The 16900-nt window shown below is 69.8% G+C and carries 17 protein-coding genes; 9 read left to right on the top strand and 8 right to left on the bottom strand.

The genetic code is table 11. The annotated features are described in order from the left end of the window. The 3 genes from ACPYOG_RS14795 to ACPYOG_RS14785 all read left to right on the top strand — a co-directional run. A partial coding sequence (locus ACPYOG_RS14795; RefSeq protein WP_481294944.1) for a DUF7927 domain-containing protein occupies positions 1-779 on the top strand: 779 nt, incomplete at its 5' end. Between the two features lie 102 nt (positions 780-881). Then, positions 882-2486, top strand: coding sequence for a SpaH/EbpB family LPXTG-anchored major pilin (locus tag ACPYOG_RS14790; protein WP_481294943.1), 1605 nt, complete (start codon positions 882-884; stop codon positions 2484-2486). A gap of 69 nt (positions 2487-2555) precedes the next feature. Next, complete coding sequence (locus tag ACPYOG_RS14785; protein ID WP_481294942.1) at positions 2556-3482, top strand: class C sortase; 927 nt, start codon at positions 2556-2558, stop codon at positions 3480-3482. 99 nt (positions 3483-3581) lie between these two features. Here ACPYOG_RS14785 and ACPYOG_RS14780 read toward each other — a convergent pair whose 3' ends face one another. Next, complete coding sequence (locus ACPYOG_RS14780) at positions 3582-4025, bottom strand: metallopeptidase family protein (RefSeq protein ID WP_090036711.1); 444 nt, start codon at positions 4023-4025, stop codon at positions 3582-3584. Positions 4026-4067: 42 nt separating this feature from the next. Here ACPYOG_RS14780 and ACPYOG_RS14775 point away from each other — a divergent pair, with 42 nt between their 5' ends. The 4 genes from ACPYOG_RS14775 (at position 4068) to ACPYOG_RS14760 (ending at position 7851) form a co-directional block, all read left to right on the top strand. After that, on the top strand, positions 4068-4277 hold the full coding sequence (locus ACPYOG_RS14775) for a DUF3499 family protein (RefSeq protein WP_481294941.1): 210 nt from the start codon (positions 4068-4070) through the stop codon (positions 4275-4277). 92 nt (positions 4278-4369) lie between these two features. Further along, on the top strand, positions 4370-5794 hold the full coding sequence (locus ACPYOG_RS14770; RefSeq protein ID WP_481294940.1) for a phosphomannomutase/phosphoglucomutase: 1425 nt from the start codon (positions 4370-4372) through the stop codon (positions 5792-5794). A gap of 27 nt (positions 5795-5821) precedes the next feature. Continuing rightward, a complete protein-coding gene (ahcY, locus tag ACPYOG_RS14765; protein WP_481294939.1) occupies positions 5822-7300 on the top strand; it encodes an adenosylhomocysteinase in 1479 nt (492 codons plus the stop codon). Beyond that, entirely contained in the window at positions 7300-7851 is a 552-nt protein-coding gene (locus ACPYOG_RS14760) for a GNAT family N-acetyltransferase (RefSeq protein WP_481294938.1), read from the top strand. The genes ahcY and ACPYOG_RS14760 overlap by 1 nt, the downstream gene beginning before the upstream one ends. A 55-nt stretch (positions 7852-7906) precedes the next feature. Here ACPYOG_RS14760 and ACPYOG_RS14755 read toward each other — a convergent pair whose 3' ends face one another. Then, complete coding sequence (locus ACPYOG_RS14755; RefSeq protein ID WP_481294937.1) at positions 7907-8590, bottom strand: cyclase family protein; 684 nt, start codon at positions 8588-8590, stop codon at positions 7907-7909. A gap of 107 nt (positions 8591-8697) precedes the next feature. Then, positions 8698-9561, bottom strand: coding sequence for an RDD family protein (locus tag ACPYOG_RS14750; RefSeq protein ID WP_481294936.1), 864 nt, complete (start codon positions 9559-9561; stop codon positions 8698-8700). 17 nt (positions 9562-9578) lie between these two features. Here ACPYOG_RS14750 and ACPYOG_RS14745 point away from each other — a divergent pair, with 17 nt between their 5' ends. Then, positions 9579-10574, top strand: a complete 996-nt coding sequence (locus tag ACPYOG_RS14745; RefSeq protein ID WP_481294935.1) for a stage II sporulation protein M — start codon at positions 9579-9581, stop codon at positions 10572-10574. Positions 10575-10754: 180 nt separating this feature from the next. Here ACPYOG_RS14745 and ACPYOG_RS14740 read toward each other — a convergent pair whose 3' ends face one another. Genes ACPYOG_RS14740 through ACPYOG_RS14720 form a run of 5 tightly spaced genes read right to left on the bottom strand, consistent with a single transcriptional unit; the run spans position 10755 to position 16331 of the window. Continuing rightward, positions 10755-12086, bottom strand: a complete 1332-nt coding sequence (locus tag ACPYOG_RS14740) for a DUF58 domain-containing protein (protein WP_481294934.1) — start codon at positions 12084-12086, stop codon at positions 10755-10757. 8 nt (positions 12087-12094) lie between these two features. Beyond that, positions 12095-13105: an AAA family ATPase gene (locus tag ACPYOG_RS14735; RefSeq protein ID WP_090036734.1), complete on the bottom strand. Its 1011-nt coding sequence runs from the start codon at positions 13103-13105 to the stop codon at positions 12095-12097. Further along, positions 13106-14347, bottom strand: a complete 1242-nt coding sequence (locus ACPYOG_RS14730; RefSeq protein WP_481294933.1) for a DUF4350 domain-containing protein — start codon at positions 14345-14347, stop codon at positions 13106-13108. Continuing rightward, positions 14344-15003 (bottom strand): DUF4129 domain-containing protein, encoded by a 660-nt coding sequence (locus ACPYOG_RS14725; protein WP_481294932.1) that lies wholly within the window; start codon positions 15001-15003, stop codon positions 14344-14346. Before ACPYOG_RS14725 ends, ACPYOG_RS14730 begins: the two co-directional genes overlap by 4 nt. Next, the gene (locus tag ACPYOG_RS14720) at positions 14988-16331 is read right to left on the bottom strand and encodes a hypothetical protein (protein ID WP_481294931.1); all 1344 of its coding nucleotides are present in this window, start codon (positions 16329-16331) and stop codon (positions 14988-14990) included. The genes ACPYOG_RS14725 and ACPYOG_RS14720 overlap by 16 nt, the downstream gene beginning before the upstream one ends. 326 nt (positions 16332-16657) lie before the next feature. Here ACPYOG_RS14720 and ACPYOG_RS14715 point away from each other — a divergent pair. Continuing rightward, a partial coding sequence (locus tag ACPYOG_RS14715; protein ID WP_481294930.1) for a response regulator occupies positions 16658-16900 on the top strand: 243 nt, incomplete at its 3' end.

Genomic DNA, 16900 nt, shown 5'->3' with positions numbered 1-16900 from the left:
GTGCGGGGTCCCAGTCGTACAACAACGCCACGTTCAGTGACGACCTGACCGACGTGCTGAAAGACGCCACCTATAACAATGACCAGTCAGCGACCGCGGGCACAGTATCGTATGCAGCGCCGACTTTGTCGTGGTCCGGTCCGGTCGCTGGTTTTGGTGGGATAGCGACGATCACTTACTCGGTGACCGTGAAGAGTCCTGACACGGGCGATCATTCGCTGGTGAACACGGTGGTCTCGTCGACCGGCGGAAGCGCGTGTGCTTCGGGATCATCGGACACTCGTTGCAAGGCGACCGTGGCTGTGCAAGTGACGGACGTGCTGTGGAAGAAAATCGACGCGACCGGGGCCAAGAACATCCTCACCGGCGCAGCCTTCACCTTCACACCCGTCGACGGGGCGGGGAAACCGACCGGACCGGCGATCGTTGTGACCGACTGCCAGGCCGGGTCACCCGCCCAGTGCACCGGGAGCGACATCGACCCGATCGGCGGCCAGTTCAGACTGACCAACCTGGGACCGGGGACATACCAGCTTGTCGAGACGCGAGCCCCTGTCGGGTTCAAACTCAATCCCATCCCGATTTCGGTGACCATCACCTCCGGCTCCCCGATCACGGTCAGTTTGGCCGATGTGATCAACAAGCAGCTGCCCGTGCCAACGATCCCGCTGACCGGCGGGTTAGGGACGGACGCTCTGACCATCACTGCCGGTGGCCTGTTCGCGACCGTGCTCGGCCTGGTCACTTGGCAGCTGATCCGCCGCCGCCGCACAGCCTGAAGACCCCCCTTGATCGTGTCCTGATCCTGGGACCGGCGCGCCTGCGCCACGGAAAAGCCTGCTCGTCGCACCAAGCGGCGGGCAGAAAGGAAAGAAACGAAAATGACCGCAATCACACGCCGTCGCGGGCGCGCCGCGCTCGCCATCGGCACGGTGGTGTCGCTGGGAGTGCTGGGTGCCGTGGCAATCGGATCCGCGGCGTACGCTGCATCGATCGACACCGCACAGCAGGGCTCGATCATCATCCACAAGTACACCAACCCCGGCAACGGCAGCGAGAACCCGTCGGGCACCGGAACGGCCCCTAACACGGCACCGATCGCCGGTGTTGTCTTCGAGTACTGCCTGATCAACGGCATCAACCTGCTCGACGGCACCAACACCGGCTGGGACGCCATCAACGCCATCCCCACCACCGTGCTGCAGGCTGCGGCGGCGCAGGGCACGACACAGCTCGGTAGCTACACCCTGAGCGGGTGCACCAGCATGCCGGCTACCGACGCCGCCGGCACGTCCACGTCGGTGAAGCTGCCCTTGGGTGCGTACTTCGTTCGTGAGGTCTCCGCGCCGTCGAACGTGGTCGACAAGGCGGCGCCGTTCATCGTCACCTTGCCCACCCCGTCGGACCCGAAGAACCTCACCGGCGACTGGGTGTACGACGTGAACCTCTACCCGAAGAACACCACGGCCAACGGTCCGGTGAAGAATGTCGTGAACCAGCCCACGAACGGCGTCCTGCTGGGCGCTCCGGTGGAGTACCAGGTCACGCAACTGGTCCCCGCATTGGCGACGGGTGACACCTACACGAAGTTCAGCCTGACCGACACGCTCGACACCAAGCTGACTCCGAACACCGCCACCCCGGTGACGGTCACCGGGATCCTGGGGGCAGCCAAGACGACCTTCGTCGCGGGCACCGATTACACCGTTGCGTGGTCCGGGCAGAAGCTCACGGTCACCTTCACCCCGGCGGGTCTGGCGAAGCTGCAGGCGGGCATGAACGTCGTCTTCGACTTCCAGGCCACCCCGAACACCGCGGGCGCGATCGACAACCAGGCGTTCGTGAACCTCAACGACTTCACGCTCACCCCGGGATCACCGAACGGTCCGGACGGTTCGCCGACCAACACCACCACCGTCCGTTGGGGCAACCTGACCGTCGAGAAGGTCAACGCCGCGAACAACGCTGACGGCCTCTCGGGAGCCAAGTTCGAGGTCTACATGGGTACCACCGACCAGCAGTCCGGGTGCACCGCCGACATCACAGGGTTGCAGCAGGTGACCACGGCCGGCTCGAGCACACCGTATGTCGTGACCTCCGACAGCGCCGGCATTCTCTCGGTCGCGGGTCTCTGGATCGGCGACACCGAGAAGACCGTTGCCGCCGACGGCACCGTCTCCAACACGACGGTCGCCGGACACGACCTGCTGCAGCGCTGCTACGTCCTCAAGGAGATCCAGGCGCCGAACGGCTTCGTCCTCCCCACCGGTACCGCGGCACTCACCCCGGTCATGGTCAAGACCGGTGACAACGGCACCGTCCCGCTGGTCAAGATCGACAACACCCAGCAGGGCGTTCCGCAGCTGCCCTTCACCGGCTCGAACGTGCAGATCGCGCTCACCATCGGTGGCATCGCCCTGCTCGCCATCGCCTTCGGTGGGGTACTGATCATCCGACGCCGTTTCGCCAACCGCGAGAACGCGTAACACCAACCCGTGTCAGGGGGTGAGCGGGCTCTCATCAGCCCGCCCACCCCCTGAACTGTTGACGACACCATGCCCCGATACACCCCCCGCCACGCACCGCCAAAAGCGAAGTGGCGCCCCAATTTCATCCTCATCCTCACGGTCCTGCTCGCCGTCGTCGGGGCGAGCGTCCTCGCTTACTCACCCGCGGCGAGCTGGATCAACGACTACAACCAGTCGCTCATCGTCCGGCAATACAACGACGCGATCAAGAAGGTCAAGCCGACCGCCTCCCAGCAGCTTTCCGTAGCGCGCCGCTACAACGCCGACCTCTCGGCAGGCGCGGTCCTCGAGGCCAACACCCATGTGCCCCTCGGCAACGGCACGAGCACCCAGAAGAGTTACGACTACTGGGAGCTGCTCGAGACCCCCAACGGGGCGATGTCCCGCATCCAGATCCCCGCCATCGGCGTCGACCTCCCCATCTACCACGGCACCAGCGACGAGACGCTCCTCAAAGGCGCCGGCCACCTCCAGGGCACATCGCTCCCCATCGGCGGCAAGAACACGCACTCCGTCATCACCGCACACCGCGGTCTTGCCGATTCGACCATGTTCACCAACCTCGACAAAGTGAAAGTCGGCGACACCTTCACCCTGACGACTTTTGGGCAAGTGATCACCTACAAGGTCTTCGACACCCGCGTCGTAGCGCCCGAAGACACCGCGAGGCTCCGTCAAGAGGCCGGACGCGACCTCGTCACCCTGGTCACCTGCACGCCGCTCGGCATCAACACCCACCGCATCCTCGTGACCGGAAAACGCATCCTCCCGACCCCGCCCAAAGAGATACAAGCGGCCACCAACACCAAGCCGACACTGCAATTCCCCTGGTGGCTCGTCCTCTACGGCGCGAGCCTGCTCCTCATCGCGTTCTACACCGTCTGGGCCGGACGCACCTCACCCAATGGGCGACCGCAGCACCAAGCCAAACGAACCAAAAACCAACCTCACTAGCGCCCCCTCGACCCCCACCATCGAGTACACGAAGACTGCACGCAACACGCCGTCGGAACGTGCAATCTGTGCGGACTGGATGGTGGGAGGCGACCGTGCTCAGAAGTGGCGGTAGCGGTCCGGCGCCAGGTCCCACGGGTCCTTGCCCAGCAGCTCGGCGACGGCGCGGAAGACGCATCCCTCGATGTACATGCGGCGGTGGACCTCATCGTCGCGGTGCAGCTTCGTCAGCCGCTGGATCGGGATGCGGTAGAGCACGATGCGACGACGGGCGGCATCCACTCGCCAGCGGTCCACTCCGTCTTCGCCGGAGTTGCCGATCGGCGTCGCCGCGACCTCGAAGTGCACATTCGACAGTTCCTCCGGCCAGACGCCCTTGAGGTAGTCGGCGGTGGAGGCGACGGTCATGTCGAAGAAGTCGATCCGGTTCTGCAGCATGGGAAGGTGCGGACCGGTGACGGGCCCCCGCGCTCCGCGGCCGTGCCTGCTGCGCCAGCGGCTCGTCGCCGGGGGCTGGCTGCTGGTGCGGCGATTGCGGGGCATGTCGCCATCCTACGTCGGCCGCGCTCGGCTATTCTGAGGGCGATGTTGAGCCGACCCTGTTCCCGTGTCGCGTGTCCGCGCGACGCCGTGCAGACGCTCACGTACGTGTACAAGGACTCGATGGCGGTGCTCGGGCCGCTGAGCCTCAAGCACGAACCGCACGCGTACGACCTGTGCGCCATTCACGCGGAGCGGCTGTCCGCGCCGCAGGGCTGGCAGATCGTCCGGCACGTCGGCGTCACCGAGACCTGACCCGGCCGCTGCGACCCGGCAGCCGCGACCTGGCCGCCGCGACCCGGCCCGCTCGACCAGGCCGCTGCGACCCGGCGCGATAGGTTAGGGCCATGAGCATCACCGGCGACCCCCGTCTGCAGTCCGTCGTCAAGACCTACGACATCCGAGGGCTGGTGGGCACAGATCTCACCGAGGACGTCGTGGAGGCCATCGCCGCCGCCTTCGTGGACGAGGTGGATGCGGCCGGCCGCGACGTGATCGTCGGCCACGACATGCGCGACTCGTCTCCGGGGTTCGCCGCCGCCTTCGCGCGGGGCGCCCGGACCCGCGGCGCCGACGTCGTGTCGATCGGCCTCTGCTCCACCGACGAGTCCTACTTCGCCTCCGGCCATCTGCAGGCGCCGGCCGCGATGTTCACGGCGAGCCACAACCCGCCCACCTACAACGGCATCAAACTGTCGCGCGCCGGAGCCCAGGGCCTCAGCATGGACACCGGCCTCCGTGCCGTGCGCGACCGGGCCGCGGCCTACTTGCGCGAAGGGATTCCGGCGGTCGCACGGCCCGGGGGCTTCCGCGAGGAGGACGTGCTGGAGCGGTACGCGGCCTATCTCCGATCGCTCGTCGACCTCGGCGGCATCCGCCCGATCACCATCGTGGTCGACGCGGGCAACGGGATGGGCGGCCTGACCGTGCCGGCGGTGCTCCAGGAGGCCGCGGGCCTCCCTCCGCTGCCGATCACCATCGTGCCCCTCTACTTCGAGCTCGACGGGACCTTCCCGAACCACGAGGCGAACCCGCTGGAGCCGAAGAACCTGGTCGACCTCCAGCGTGCCGTCGTGGAGCAGGGGGCCGACCTCGGACTCGCCTTCGACGGCGACGCCGACCGGTGCTTCGTGGTCGACGAGCGCGGATCCGCCGTCACTCCGTCCGCTGTCGCCGCGATCGTCGCGCTGCGCGAGATCGCCCGCGTCCGCGCCGAGGACCCGGACGCCGAGATCACGATCATCCACAACCTGATCACCTCCAACATCGTCCCGGAGACGATCGAGGCCGCCGGAGCGACCCCGCTGCGCACGCGCGTGGGCCACTCGCTGATCAAGGACGCGATGCGCCAGTCCGGCGCCGTCTTCGGCGGCGAGCACTCCGCGCACTACTACTTCCGCGATTTCTGGAGCGCGGACAACGGGATGCTGGCCGCCATGCACCTGCTCGCCGAGTTCGGCACGCAGGACCGCCCGCTCTCCGAGCTCGCCGCCCGGTACACGCCGTACGCGATGTCGGGCGAGATCAACTCGACCGTGGACGACGTGCCTGCAGCCTTCACCCGGATCGTCGAGGCCTTCGCGCCGCGGGCCGAGTTCGACGAGCTCGACGGTCTCACGGTCACTGGCCGCGTCGGCCAGGACGAGCCATTCTGGTGGTTCTCCGTGCGCCCCTCCAACACGGAGCCCCTGCTGCGGCTCAACGTGGAGGCGGCCGACAACGCGACGATGGCACGGATCCGGGATGAGGTGCTCGGCCTCATTCGGGGCTGAGGGTGCCGGGATGCGACAATAGGGGCCATGCCGACAAGCACCGCCACCTCCCTGCCGTTCAAGGTCGCCGACCTCTCCCTCGCCGAAGCGGGACGTCACCAGATCCGGCTCGCCGAGAACGAGATGCCGGGGCTCATGGCCCTGCGCGCCGAGTTCGGTGCCGCCCAGCCGCTCGCGGGCGCACGGATCGCCGGCTCCCTGCACATGACCGTGCAGACGGCCGTCCTCATCGAGACCCTGGTCGCCCTGGGCGCCCGGGTGCGCTGGGCGAGCTGCAACATCTTCTCCACGCAGGATGAGGCTGCCGCCGCCGTCGCGGTCGGCCCGCACGGCACGCAGGAGGCCCCGGCCGGGGTTCCCGTCTTCGCCTGGAAGGGCGAGACGCTCGAGGAGTACTGGTGGTGCACGCAGCAGATCTTCGACTGGTCCGCGGAGGCGGCCGCCGACGGAGCCGACTACCTCGGCCCGAACCTGATCCTCGACGACGGCGGCGACGCCACCCTCCTGGTGCACAAGGGCCGCGAGTTCGAGGTCGCCGGGGCAGTGCCCGAGGAGTCCGGCGGCGACAACCACGAATACCGCGTCATCCTCGCCGCGCTGCGCCAGTCCCTCGCCGCCTCCAAGGATCGCTGGACCCGTATCGCCGCCGACATCCTCGGTGTCACGGAGGAGACCACGACCGGTGTCCACCGTCTCTACGAGCTCGCCAAGGAGGGCACGCTGCTCTTCCCCGCGATCAACGTGAACGACTCGGTCACCAAGAGCAAGTTCGACAACAAGTACGGCATCCGCCACTCCCTGCCGGACGGCCTGAATCGAGCCACCGACGTGCTGATCGGCGGCAAGGTGGCCTTCGTCGCCGGCTACGGCGACGTCGGGAAGGGCGCGGCGGAGGCGCTGCGCGGTCAGGGCGCGCGCGTCATCGTCAGCGAGATCGACCCGATCAACGCACTCCAGGCCGCGATGGACGGCTACCAGGTGGCGCGGCTGGAGTCGGTGATCGACCAGGTCGACATCCTCGTCAGCGGCACGGGCAACCTCAACGTGGTCACGCTCGACCACCTGCTCGGGCTGAAGCACCTCGCGATCGTCGCCAACGTCGGCCACTTCGACAACGAGATCGACATGGCATCGCTGGAGGCGCTGCCCGGCGCCGAGAAGGTCGAGATCAAGCCCCAGGTGCACGAGTGGCGCCTCCCCACCGGTCGCAGCATCCTCGTGCTCTCGGAGGGCCGTCTGATGAACCTCGGGAACGCCACCGGCCACCCCAGCTTCGTCATGAGCAATTCCTTCACCAACCAGGTGCTCGCCCAGCTGGAGCTGTACGTCTCGCCCGAGAAGTATCCGATCGGCGTCTACGTGCTGCCCAAGCACCTGGACGAGAAGGTCGCCCGCCTGCACCTCGACGCGCTCGGAGTGGAGCTGACCACTCTCACCGAGGAGCAGGCCGCCTACATCGGCGTGCCGGTCGACGGTCCCTACAAAGTCGATCACTACCGCTACTGATGGCCCTCGACTTCGCCGACCGGGAGCTCCCCGACGGCCTGATCCTCCGAGTGCGGAGGGAGCAGGACGCCGGGCCGCTCGCCGCCGCCTACCAGCGCAACCGCGGTCACCTGGCGCCGTGGGATCCGACCCGCACCGAGGACTTCTTCACCGAGGAAGGACAGCTCGCCCAGACACGCGAGCTGCTGGCCCTGCGGGAGATGGATGCTGCGCTCCCGCTGGTCATCGCCGACGGCGACCAGATCGCCGGCGGAGTCACCCTCAGCCACCTCGTGCGCGGCGCCTTCCAGTCGGCGAACATCGGCTACTGGCTGGACCGCGATCATGTCGGACGCGGTCTCGCTTCCGCGGCGATCGCGGCCGTCGTCGAGGTCGCGCGCGACGGCTACGGGCTGCACCGCATCCAGGCCGCCACGATGCTCGCGAACCATGCATCGCAGTCGGTGCTGACGCGCGCCGGATTCGAGCGGATCGGGGTCGCGCCGAACTATCTGGAGATCGCCGGCCGCTGGCAGGACCACGTCCTGTTCCAGCGCATCCTGCACGACTGAGCGGCCGGTTCCAGGTCGGCTCGTTCCGGCCCGGACGGTTCTCGGCCGGGCGGTTCTAGGCCTGCGTAGTGAGCTCGGCGAACGCCCGCACCGGGAAAGTGCCGAAGCCCTCGATCGCGGGCGGAGCCGCCGTGAACAGCGCGCCGCGCTCGGGCATGTCCTCCAGGTGCGTGAGGTGCTCCACCACGTGGATGCCCGCGGCCAGCAGGATGCTGTGAGCCGGACGGGTGCCGCCGCTTTCCGTGTCGTCGATGTTCAGGGAGTCGATGCCGACTAGGGCGACGCCGGAGTCGGCGAGGAAGCGGGCACCCTCCTCGGTGAGGAAGGGCGCACCTGCGGCGTAAGCGGGCGTGCCGAAGTGCGCATCCCATCCCGTGTGCAGCAGGACCGCTGCGCCGGGCGTCGCCCGGCCCTCGAGCGCGGACGCCGGGATGGCGCGGTCCCGTCGGTCGCTCAGGTGCACCACCTCGGCGGGCAGTCCGACGAGGGTGCTCAGGTCGAGTCCGGCGAGGTCCGGACCGTCCGCGTAGCGGTGGTACGGGCTGTCGAGGTAGGTGCCGGTGTTGCCGATCATGGTGATGACGTCCATCGCGAACTCCGTGCCCGGCGCATAGACGCCGCGCGAGGCCTCGCGGGTGAGGTGCGGAGTGATCGTGGGGGCGGGCAGCCCGGGGTAGGTGACCAGTCCGGCGTGGATGCGGTGGCTGAGATCGACGATGCGGCGCGACGGCTGCGACATGGGGTCCTCCAGTAGGCGAAAGGGGGCGATGGGGCTCTTCGTCACCTCGGTCGCAGGCTCCCTCGGCGCTGGGGTCGCGCACCGCTTCGCGACGCCCTGGGCTCCACTCAGCGGTCCGGGAAGGCGTGCGGCAACGCGGTGAGCACCGGGTCCAGTCGCTGCAACCGCTCCCGCTCGAGCGCCAGACCGCGGGCGTCCCGGTCACGGCGGAGCGCGGCGACGGCGACCAGGAACGTCTCCGCATCCACGTGCGGGAGCGGCGAGACGTACGGTGCGGCCTCGCGGGCCAGCTCGGTGCTCAGCCCGAGGCGCGCAGCGGGCGTCAGCTCGGGGGCCTGCCGCACGAATTGGGCGATCCGGCGGGACAGCCGGTCCGGCAGCCGGGCGACATCGGCGGTCGCCGCCCACGGGATCAGGTGCGGCGCGAGATACAGCGCGAGGGGCGTCGGCCGGGGGACGCGCACCAGCTGGCTGTAGGTGCCGGCCACGAGGTCTCCCAGCCGCTTCGAGCGCGGGTTCAGCAGGCCGGTCAGGGCGGCGACCGCCCCGAAGGTCAGGAAGATCTCCAGCACGCCCACGAGCGCGCGGATGAAGGCGTGACGGAACCCGATCGCTCCACCGTCGTCGCGGACGATCCGGGCACCGACGGCCAGCTTGCCCAGCGACCGGCCCCGCGACGCCAGCTCGACGGTCGTCGGCAGGACCACCATCCCGAACACCAGGATGAGGATGACGAGGGTGCGGCCGAGGGCCTCATCCATCCCGCCGTCGGTCGCGGCGAGGAACAGGAGGCAGCCGAACATCACCAGCAGGTAGGTGAGGCAGTCGATGATGGTCCCGGCGGCGCGGAGGATGTAGCTGGCGGGCTTGACGTCGAGGACGACGGCCTCGCCGGTGAAGACGTCGCGGTCCCGTTCGCGGTCCCGTTCTCGCTCGCTCTGCGACGCGTTCCCCGTCCCGGTCTGGATCATAGATAGCATCTAATCAGATGGACCTCGACGCCTACACCGCAGCCCGCAGCGCCGACTGGGAGGAGCTCTCCCGGCTGGCGGCGAAGCGACGCCTGAGCGGCCCGGAAGCCGACCGCCTGATCGACCTCTACCAGTCGGGAGCGTCGGATCTCTCGGCCCTGCAGACGAGCGCCGGATCCACCGCGGCCGGCGACCGTCTGTCCCTCGCGCTGTCGTCCGCGCGGCTGCGCTTCACGGGGGCCGGCGCCAACCTGTTCGCGCAGCTCCCGCGCTTCTTCGTGCTCCAGCTGCCCGCCGCGCTGTACCGGCTGCGCTGGATCGTCCTCGGCGTCGCGGTCGCGACAATCGTCATCGCGACGCTCTACGCCTTCTGGATCACGGGAAACCCCGACGTGCTGCGCAACCTCGGCTCCGACGCCGACTTGCGCCACTACGTCGAGCACGACTTCATCGACTACTACTCGAATAACCCGGCGGCCTCCTTCGCGGGTCAGGTGTGGACCAACAACGCCTGGATCGCCGCACAGTCCATCGCCTTCGGGATCACCGGCGTCTTCGTCCCGTACGTGATCATCCAGAACGCCGTCGGGGTCGGCACGGCGGCGGGCGTGATGTTCGCCTACGGCCGCGGCGACGTGCTGTTCTCGTACATCCTGCCGCACGGGATGCTGGAGCTGACCAGCGTGTTCGTCGCCGCTGCCGCCGGCCTGCGCATCTTCTGGGCGTGGATCGCCCCCGGCGCCCGGACCCGCGGCCAGGCGCTCGCCGAGGACGGCCGGGCGCTCTTCACGGTCGCGGTTGGATGCGCCATTTCCCTGTTCGTCTCCGGCCTCATCGAGGGCTTCGTGACGCCGTCGCCGCTGCCGGTCTGGGCGAAGATCGCCATCGGCGCCCTGGCGCTCGCCGCCTTCCTCGCCTACATGCTGCTCCTGGGGCGCCGGGCGGTCCGCGCGGGCGAGACCGGCGACCTCACCGAGTTCGAGGCGGGAGCCCGCCGCATCGTCGCCGGCTGACCGCGCTCGCCGCGGGCGTATGCGGTTGTTCGGAACGAATGCGGTTGCGCGACCAGCCGCAAACGTTCCGAACAACCGCACACACCGTCCGAGCACCAGCTTCCGAACGCGGCACGCGCTACCCACCATATGCCGGCGAACACCGGGTGGACGCGGACGGGCTGGGCGGGCGCGAAGCGGTCAGAGGCGGCCGGCGGCCTTGAGCGCGAGGTAGCGGTCCGCGAGCGCAGGCGGAAGGTCGGCCGGGGCGCCGGTCACGACATCCGCGCCTAGGCGGCGGACCGCCGCTGCGACACGGCTCAGGTCGAGCAGTGACCGCTCAGCAGCCGCCGCGCGGTACACCTCGTCGCGGTCGCGGCGCTCGGTGGTCGCCTGGAGGGTGTCCGGATCGGTGACGCTCGCGACGAGGACGAGGTGCTTGGCGGTCAGCTGCTGCAGCACCGAGAGGAGCCCTCGGGAGGCGCCGGGCGCCTCGATGGAGGTGAGCAGCACGACCAGCGATCGCTGGGAGGTCACCGACGCGACCTGAGCGGGAACCGCCGACCAGTCCATCTCGATGAGGGCGGGCTCGATGCCGGCCATCTCATCCACCATGCGGGAGAGCAGCTGCGGTCCGCTCGCGCCCTGCACCCGGCCGCGGACGATGCGGTCGTACGCGATCATGTCCACCCGGTCGCCGGCGCGGCTCGCCAGCGCGGCGAGCAGCAGCGCGGCCTCGAACGCCGTGTCGATGCGGGGCTCGTCCGCGACGCGGGCGGCGGAGGTCCGGGCGGAATCGATCACGATGACGACACGGCGGTCGCGCTCGGGCCGCCAGGTCCGCACCATGACGCGTGCTCCGCGTCCCCCCGTCGGATCGTGCCGGCGGGCCGTCGCACGCCAGTCGATGGAACGGACATCGTCGCCCCGCACGTACTCGCGCAGGGAGTCGAACTCGGTGCCCTGACCGCGGAGCAGCACGGTCGTGGTGCCCTCCAGCTCGCGCAACCGTGCCAGCCGCGAGGGAAGGTGCTTGCGAGACTCGAACGGCGGCAGCACCCGGATGCGGCCCGGCGCATCGAGCGTCGCCTGTCGCGCCCACAGGTGGAGCGGACCCCAGGACCGAACGGTCACATTGCGGACACGGCGCTCGCCGCGACGCCATGGACGAAGGGACGCGACCAGCCGGCGGCGCTCGCCCGGCGGCAGCGACACGGGAGACCGGGCCGGCTCGGCGGCGGCGGACGGCTCCCAGCCGTCGCGCACCGTGCCGCGCAGCGTCCTCCGCCCGGTGTTCGTCACGTACAGTTCCGACTCGGCCTCGGCGCCGAGCCGGACGCGCGCGGGAAGCGACCGTTCGACCGCCACCGAGCGCGGCGAGCCGGCCACCAGCAGGTCGATCACCCCGAGCAGCAGGCACAGCACGAGCCAGGCGCCCAGCGTCGCGTACGCCGCCGCGTCCCGCCCGCCGAGGAGCACGACGGGGATGACGCCGAGCGCGAGCAGGGCGACGAAACGTCCGGATACGGTCACGTCGGGGCCTAGATCGGAACCTGGACCTGCTGCACGATCGAGCGCAGGATCGCGTCCGGGCCGACGCCCTCGAGCTCCGCCTCCGGCCGCAGCTGGATGCGGTGGCGCCACACGGGCACCAGCATCGCCTGGACGTGGTCCGGCGTGATCGAGTCGTAGCCCGAGAGCCAGGCCCACGCCTTCGCGGCCGCGAGGAGGGCCGTCGTGCCGCGCGGGCTCACGCCGAGCTTGACCGAGGGGCTGCGCCGCGTCGCACGCGCGAGGTCGACGACGTACGCGAGGACATCCGCGTTCGCCCCGACCGCCGCGGCCGACGCACGCGCCGCCTGCAGCTCGGCGGCGCTGAGCACGGGCGTCACGCCGGCGCCGCCCAGGTCGCGCGGGTTGAAGCCGGCCGCGTGGCGGCGAAGGACCTCCACCTCCAGCTCCCGCTCCGGCACGTCGAGCGTGAGCTTGAGCAGGAAGCGGTCGAGCTGCGCCTCCGGCAGCGTGTAGGTGCCCTCGTACTCGATCGGGTTCTGCGTCGCCGCCACGATGAACGGGTCAGGGAGCTGGCGGCTGACGCCGTCCACGCTCACCTGACGCTCCTCCATGGCCTCGAGGAGGGCCGACTGGGTCTTGGGGGGCGTCCGGTTGATCTCGTCCGCGAGCAGGATGTTGGTGAACACCGGTCCCTCGCGGAACACGAAGCCGCCGGTCTGCGCGTCGTACACGAGCGAACCGGTGACATCGCCCGGCATGAGGTCGGGGGTGAACTGCACGCGCTTCGTGTCGAGGCTGAGCGCGTGGCTCAGCGCGCGGACCAGGAGCGTCTTCGCGACACCCGGCACACCCTCCAGCAGCACATGCCCGCGTGCGAGCAGCGCGATCATGAGCCCGGTGACGGCGCCGTCCTGGCCGACCACCGCCTTGCCGACCTCGGCCCGGACGGCGGCGAGAGCGGAGCGGAGGCGGGCGGCATCCGCCGCAGCGCCGGGGGAGGAGGTCGGGAAGGCGGTTCCCGTGGTGACGTCAGTCATTCATCCATTCTTCCGGTCGGGCCCAGGAGTGGGCGACACAGCGGCGGCGGTGGCTCGTTCGAGCTCCGCCAGGTCGTCGGAGAGAGCCATCAGTTCTCGGTCGGCCGCCGGCACGCGCTCCAGCAGCAGCGCGTGCACCGCCCCGCGGTCGCGGCGGGTCAGCTCGGCCACCGCGTCGGCCACCTCCTGCGTGGTCGAGGTGCTCGGCAGGCCGACCAGGGTCGAGAGCCGGCCGATGGTGCCGACGCGCAGTGCATCCGCCGCCCGCAGTCGAGCCGAGGAGCGCTGGTAGAGGCGGGCGCGTCCCTCCCGCGTCTCGCCCGCCCGTACGACGACGGGCAGGTTCTCCACGACCAGCGGGCCGAAGCGGCGGCCGCGCCAGACGGCTGCGGCAAGGAAGACCACCAGGAGGAGGACCATCACCGGAGTGACCCAGCCCGGTGTCAGCGCACCGATGTCTGGAGGACCGGTGACCGGCCGGTCACCGAGCGACGGCAGGTACCAGACGAGCGTCCGGTGGCCGCCGAGCAGGTTGAGGGCGAGTGCGGCGTTGCCCAGCCGGCCGACGCCGTCGTTCGCGAGCACCGCTCCCGAACCCAGGAAATACACGGTGGAGTCGTCGAACGTCGTGCGCACCAGCGAAGCGCTTCCATCCGGGTCTGTGAAGCACGCCACCCCGTCGCCGGAGACGGTGAACGTGCCCGGCGATGTCGCCTCGGTGAATTCCGGGGAGCTGCGGGGATCGATGCGCTGAGCGCGTTCTGCGGCGCGCACCCCGCATCCTGCGTTCACGGGGCCGCGGGGCTCTCCGGCGGCGCTGACGTCGCGATCGACGGTCTGCAGCGCCTGGAAGCCGGGTTCGACGAGGACGAGCGTCCGCCCGTCGCCGGCGAGTGCGCGGTAGCCGTCGCTCGGCAGATTGGCGTCGGGGTCGTAGACCAGCACCGTCGCGTCGTCGGCGGCCGCCGAGCGCGCCTGGTCGAGGGTCGTGACCGACCGGACGTCGACGCCGTGATCGCGCAGCACCTGCGCGACCGCTTTGCCGCCGGTCGGCGCGGCGTTCGCCGGGTCGAGAGTGATCCCCGCGCCGGCCCGGCCGCCGGTGAGGAGGATGGTCAGCAGAGCGATCAGCGTGGCGATGACGGCGAGCACGATCCACGGCACGGCGCGGCGCGCGGTCTGCCGCACGGTCGGAGAGACGGCGGTGGCCTCCCGGGCGCCGACGAATTCCGTGGTCGTCACCTGGGCACCGCCGGCGCTGTCACGCGCACGCGCTGGAGCCGCCCATCGAGCGCGATCAGGTGCTGGTAGGCGGCCTCCGTCCCCGGCCGGTCGAGGTAACGGACCTCATCGAAGTCCCTGGCCGCCCGGCGCAGCGCATCCCTCTCCTCCGGAGCCACGTCGGCAGCGCGGGAGGCGAACTCGCCGGCCGTCGTCCCCGGGGTCACCCGCACCAGCGTCCGTTCATCCAGCCCGGCCGCGATGGCACGGAACTCCTCCTCGACGGCGGTGATCCAGTCACCGGCACGGGCCGCCTCCTCGGCGGCCGCGCGCAGTTCCGCGGCACACCGCGTTCCGTCGGACCCGAAGAGGGATCGCCGCTCCAGGGCGGAGCGGCGATTGATCCGCGGGCGCCCGAAGATGAAGAATGCGGCCACAATCAGGCCGGCGAGCACCAGTACCACGACCAGGAGGAGGACCGGGCCGCCGTCACCTCCCGGACCCTGGAACAGGGAGGCGATCCAGTCCTGCACGGCCTTGGAGGCCAGGTCGAACCATGTCGGCTTCGCCGCCTGGTACTCCGGTCGCGCCAACTCGTCGCGCAGCCATTGCTGCGCGTCCGGCGAGCTCGGGTCCACCGGGATGTCGACGTGCATCACGATCAGCCGGCCGGCCACCCGGGCGCGGGCGGTACGGGCTGCTGCGCGGGCGGGAGGTACGGGTCGCGGACGTCCTGTCCGGTCTGACGGCCCTCCACGAACCGCACGAGCTCGAGATCGAGCCCCTCCTTGCGCATGCGCAGGTCGATGTAGAGGAGCGACACCGCCGCCGTCTGGATCACACTCCCGATGGCACCCACGATCGCGGTGACAATGGAGGAGATGACGTTCACGCTCAGCTGGCTGAGGAGAACCTGCGCCCCCACCCCGCCCGAGCTGATCGACGTCGGCGCGAAGACGGCGCCGAGGATCCCCCCGAGGATGGTGAACGGGATCGCGATCGTCTGCGTGATCGCGTACACGATGACGCCCACGAGCAGGATGATGCCGAAGGTGCGCCAGAAGTATCCCGTCGTGAGCCGCCACGACCGTGCGACCGCGGCGAGGAGCGGGAGCCGTTCCAGAACGATCGCGCTCGGCACCATGGCCAGCTTCGTGTTGATCCAGATCGCCAGGGGGATGAGCGCCAGACCGCCCAGGACTCCGACGAGGACCGCGCCGATGGTACCCGCCTGCGACCCGAGCATTGCGAGCGCGACGACGATGCCGACGACCAGGGCGAGGGCGACGATCCAGGCCAGGCCGAAGAGCATCGTCCAGCCGATGAGTGCGCCGATCCGGCCGCGGATGAGCCGCCAGAGCGCGCCGAAGGTCAGCTTCTCGCCCACGGACTCCCGTGCGACGTCTGCGACGATGACGCCCTGCAGGAGCGCGCTGAACACGGTGGAGACGACCAGCGACAGCACACCGACCACGATCGCGCCGCCGATCACGCCGGCCTGCAGAGCCGGCTGGTCGCCCAGCTCTCCGGAGGCCACGCGGCCGACGAGGAAGGCGAGGAGAGCCACGCCTCCTACGGAGACGACGATGTTCGGGATGCTGAAGAGCAGCAGCGAGGCACCGACCGTGACCCGTGGGTTGCGGCGCAGTGCCTGGAACGGGGCTGCGAGGAGCGGGCCGAGCGTGAGAGGACGCAACGGGATGAGGCCGGGCTTCGGCGGCGGCGTCCACCCGGGCTGCGGGCCGGCCGCGGGGTACCGCTGGTGCCATCCGGGCTGTTGACCGTAGGGCGGCTGCTGTCCATAGGGCGGCGGCTGCTGGCCCCACTGGGGCTGCTGTCCGTACGGCTGCTGCTGGTCCCACTGCGGTTGACCAGGCGGCTGCTGTCCGTAGGGAGGCTGCTGGCCGGGCGGCTGCTGCTGCCCCCACTGCGGCTGTCCGCCGTCGGGTGCGGGCCTCTCCGCCCCGGATGAACCAGGCGCCTGCCAGTTCTCGTCGTCGCTCACGCCGTGCCCTTCCGTCCCCCTGCGTCGTGCTTGGTCCCATGCTGGCACATCACCGTGGGTGCGGCGCTCCAGTGGCCTTATGGGGACAGTGCGAGGAACCGGTCGATGGCGGCCCGGGTCCGGTCGGGCGACTCGAGCACAGATCGCTGGTCGCACTGACCGGGGAACCGCAACCCGACCGCTGGCTGGTGTCGCTTTCCCCCGCGGCCGCGTATCCACAGGGCGCGTAATGCTTTCATTCAAGCCGGTGGCAGACTGCTCCATTACGCTGGTCATGTCGCTTCACGGCCTGAGGCCGCTCGAGAGGGGTTCGGGAAACTTCGCACATGACTAGTCGCATCCTGGTGGTCGACGACGACACCGCGCTTGCGGAGATGATCGGCATCGTGCTGCGCACGGAAGGGTTCGATCCGGTCTTCTGCGAAGACGGGGCCCAGGCGCTCGAGGTATTCCGCTCATCCAAGCCCGACCTCGTCCTGCTCGACCTGATGCTCCCGGGCCTGGACGGGATCGAGGTCTGCGACCGTATCCGGGCCGAATCCGGCACGCCGATCATAATGCTGACCGCG

The sequence above is a fragment of the Leifsonia sp. HAY1-4F genome (assembly GCF_056755275.1).
Note: the sequence above shows the minus strand (reverse complement) of the source record. Positions and strands in the feature narration are given on the sequence as shown.

What these genes read in the sequence shown, in the direction of transcription:
- ACPYOG_RS14760 (WP_481294938.1), top strand. Translation starts at nt 7,300, where the DNA reads ATGGCCCTCGACTTCGCCGACCGGGAGCTCCCCGACGGCCTGATCCTC.
- ahcY (WP_481294939.1), top strand. Translation starts at nt 5,822, where the DNA reads ATGCCGACAAGCACCGCCACCTCCCTGCCGTTCAAGGTCGCCGACCTC.
- ACPYOG_RS14770 (WP_481294940.1), top strand. Translation starts at nt 4,370, where the DNA reads ATGAGCATCACCGGCGACCCCCGTCTGCAGTCCGTCGTCAAGACCTAC.
- ACPYOG_RS14775 (WP_481294941.1), top strand. Translation starts at nt 4,068, where the DNA reads ATGTTGAGCCGACCCTGTTCCCGTGTCGCGTGTCCGCGCGACGCCGTG.
- ACPYOG_RS14735 (WP_090036734.1), bottom strand. Translation starts at nt 13,105, where the DNA reads ATGACTGACGTCACCACGGGAACCGCCTTCCCGACCTCCTCCCCCGGC.
- ACPYOG_RS14755 (WP_481294937.1), bottom strand. Translation starts at nt 8,590, where the DNA reads ATGTCGCAGCCGTCGCGCCGCATCGTCGATCTCAGCCACCGCATCCAC.
- ACPYOG_RS14780 (WP_090036711.1), bottom strand. Translation starts at nt 4,025, where the DNA reads ATGCCCCGCAATCGCCGCACCAGCAGCCAGCCCCCGGCGACGAGCCGC.
- ACPYOG_RS14785 (WP_481294942.1), top strand. Translation starts at nt 2,556, where the DNA reads ATGCCCCGATACACCCCCCGCCACGCACCGCCAAAAGCGAAGTGGCGC.
- ACPYOG_RS14750 (WP_481294936.1), bottom strand. Translation starts at nt 9,561, where the DNA reads ATGATCCAGACCGGGACGGGGAACGCGTCGCAGAGCGAGCGAGAACGG.
- ACPYOG_RS14745 (WP_481294935.1), top strand. Translation starts at nt 9,579, where the DNA reads ATGGACCTCGACGCCTACACCGCAGCCCGCAGCGCCGACTGGGAGGAG.
- ACPYOG_RS14790 (WP_481294943.1), top strand. Translation starts at nt 882, where the DNA reads ATGACCGCAATCACACGCCGTCGCGGGCGCGCCGCGCTCGCCATCGGC.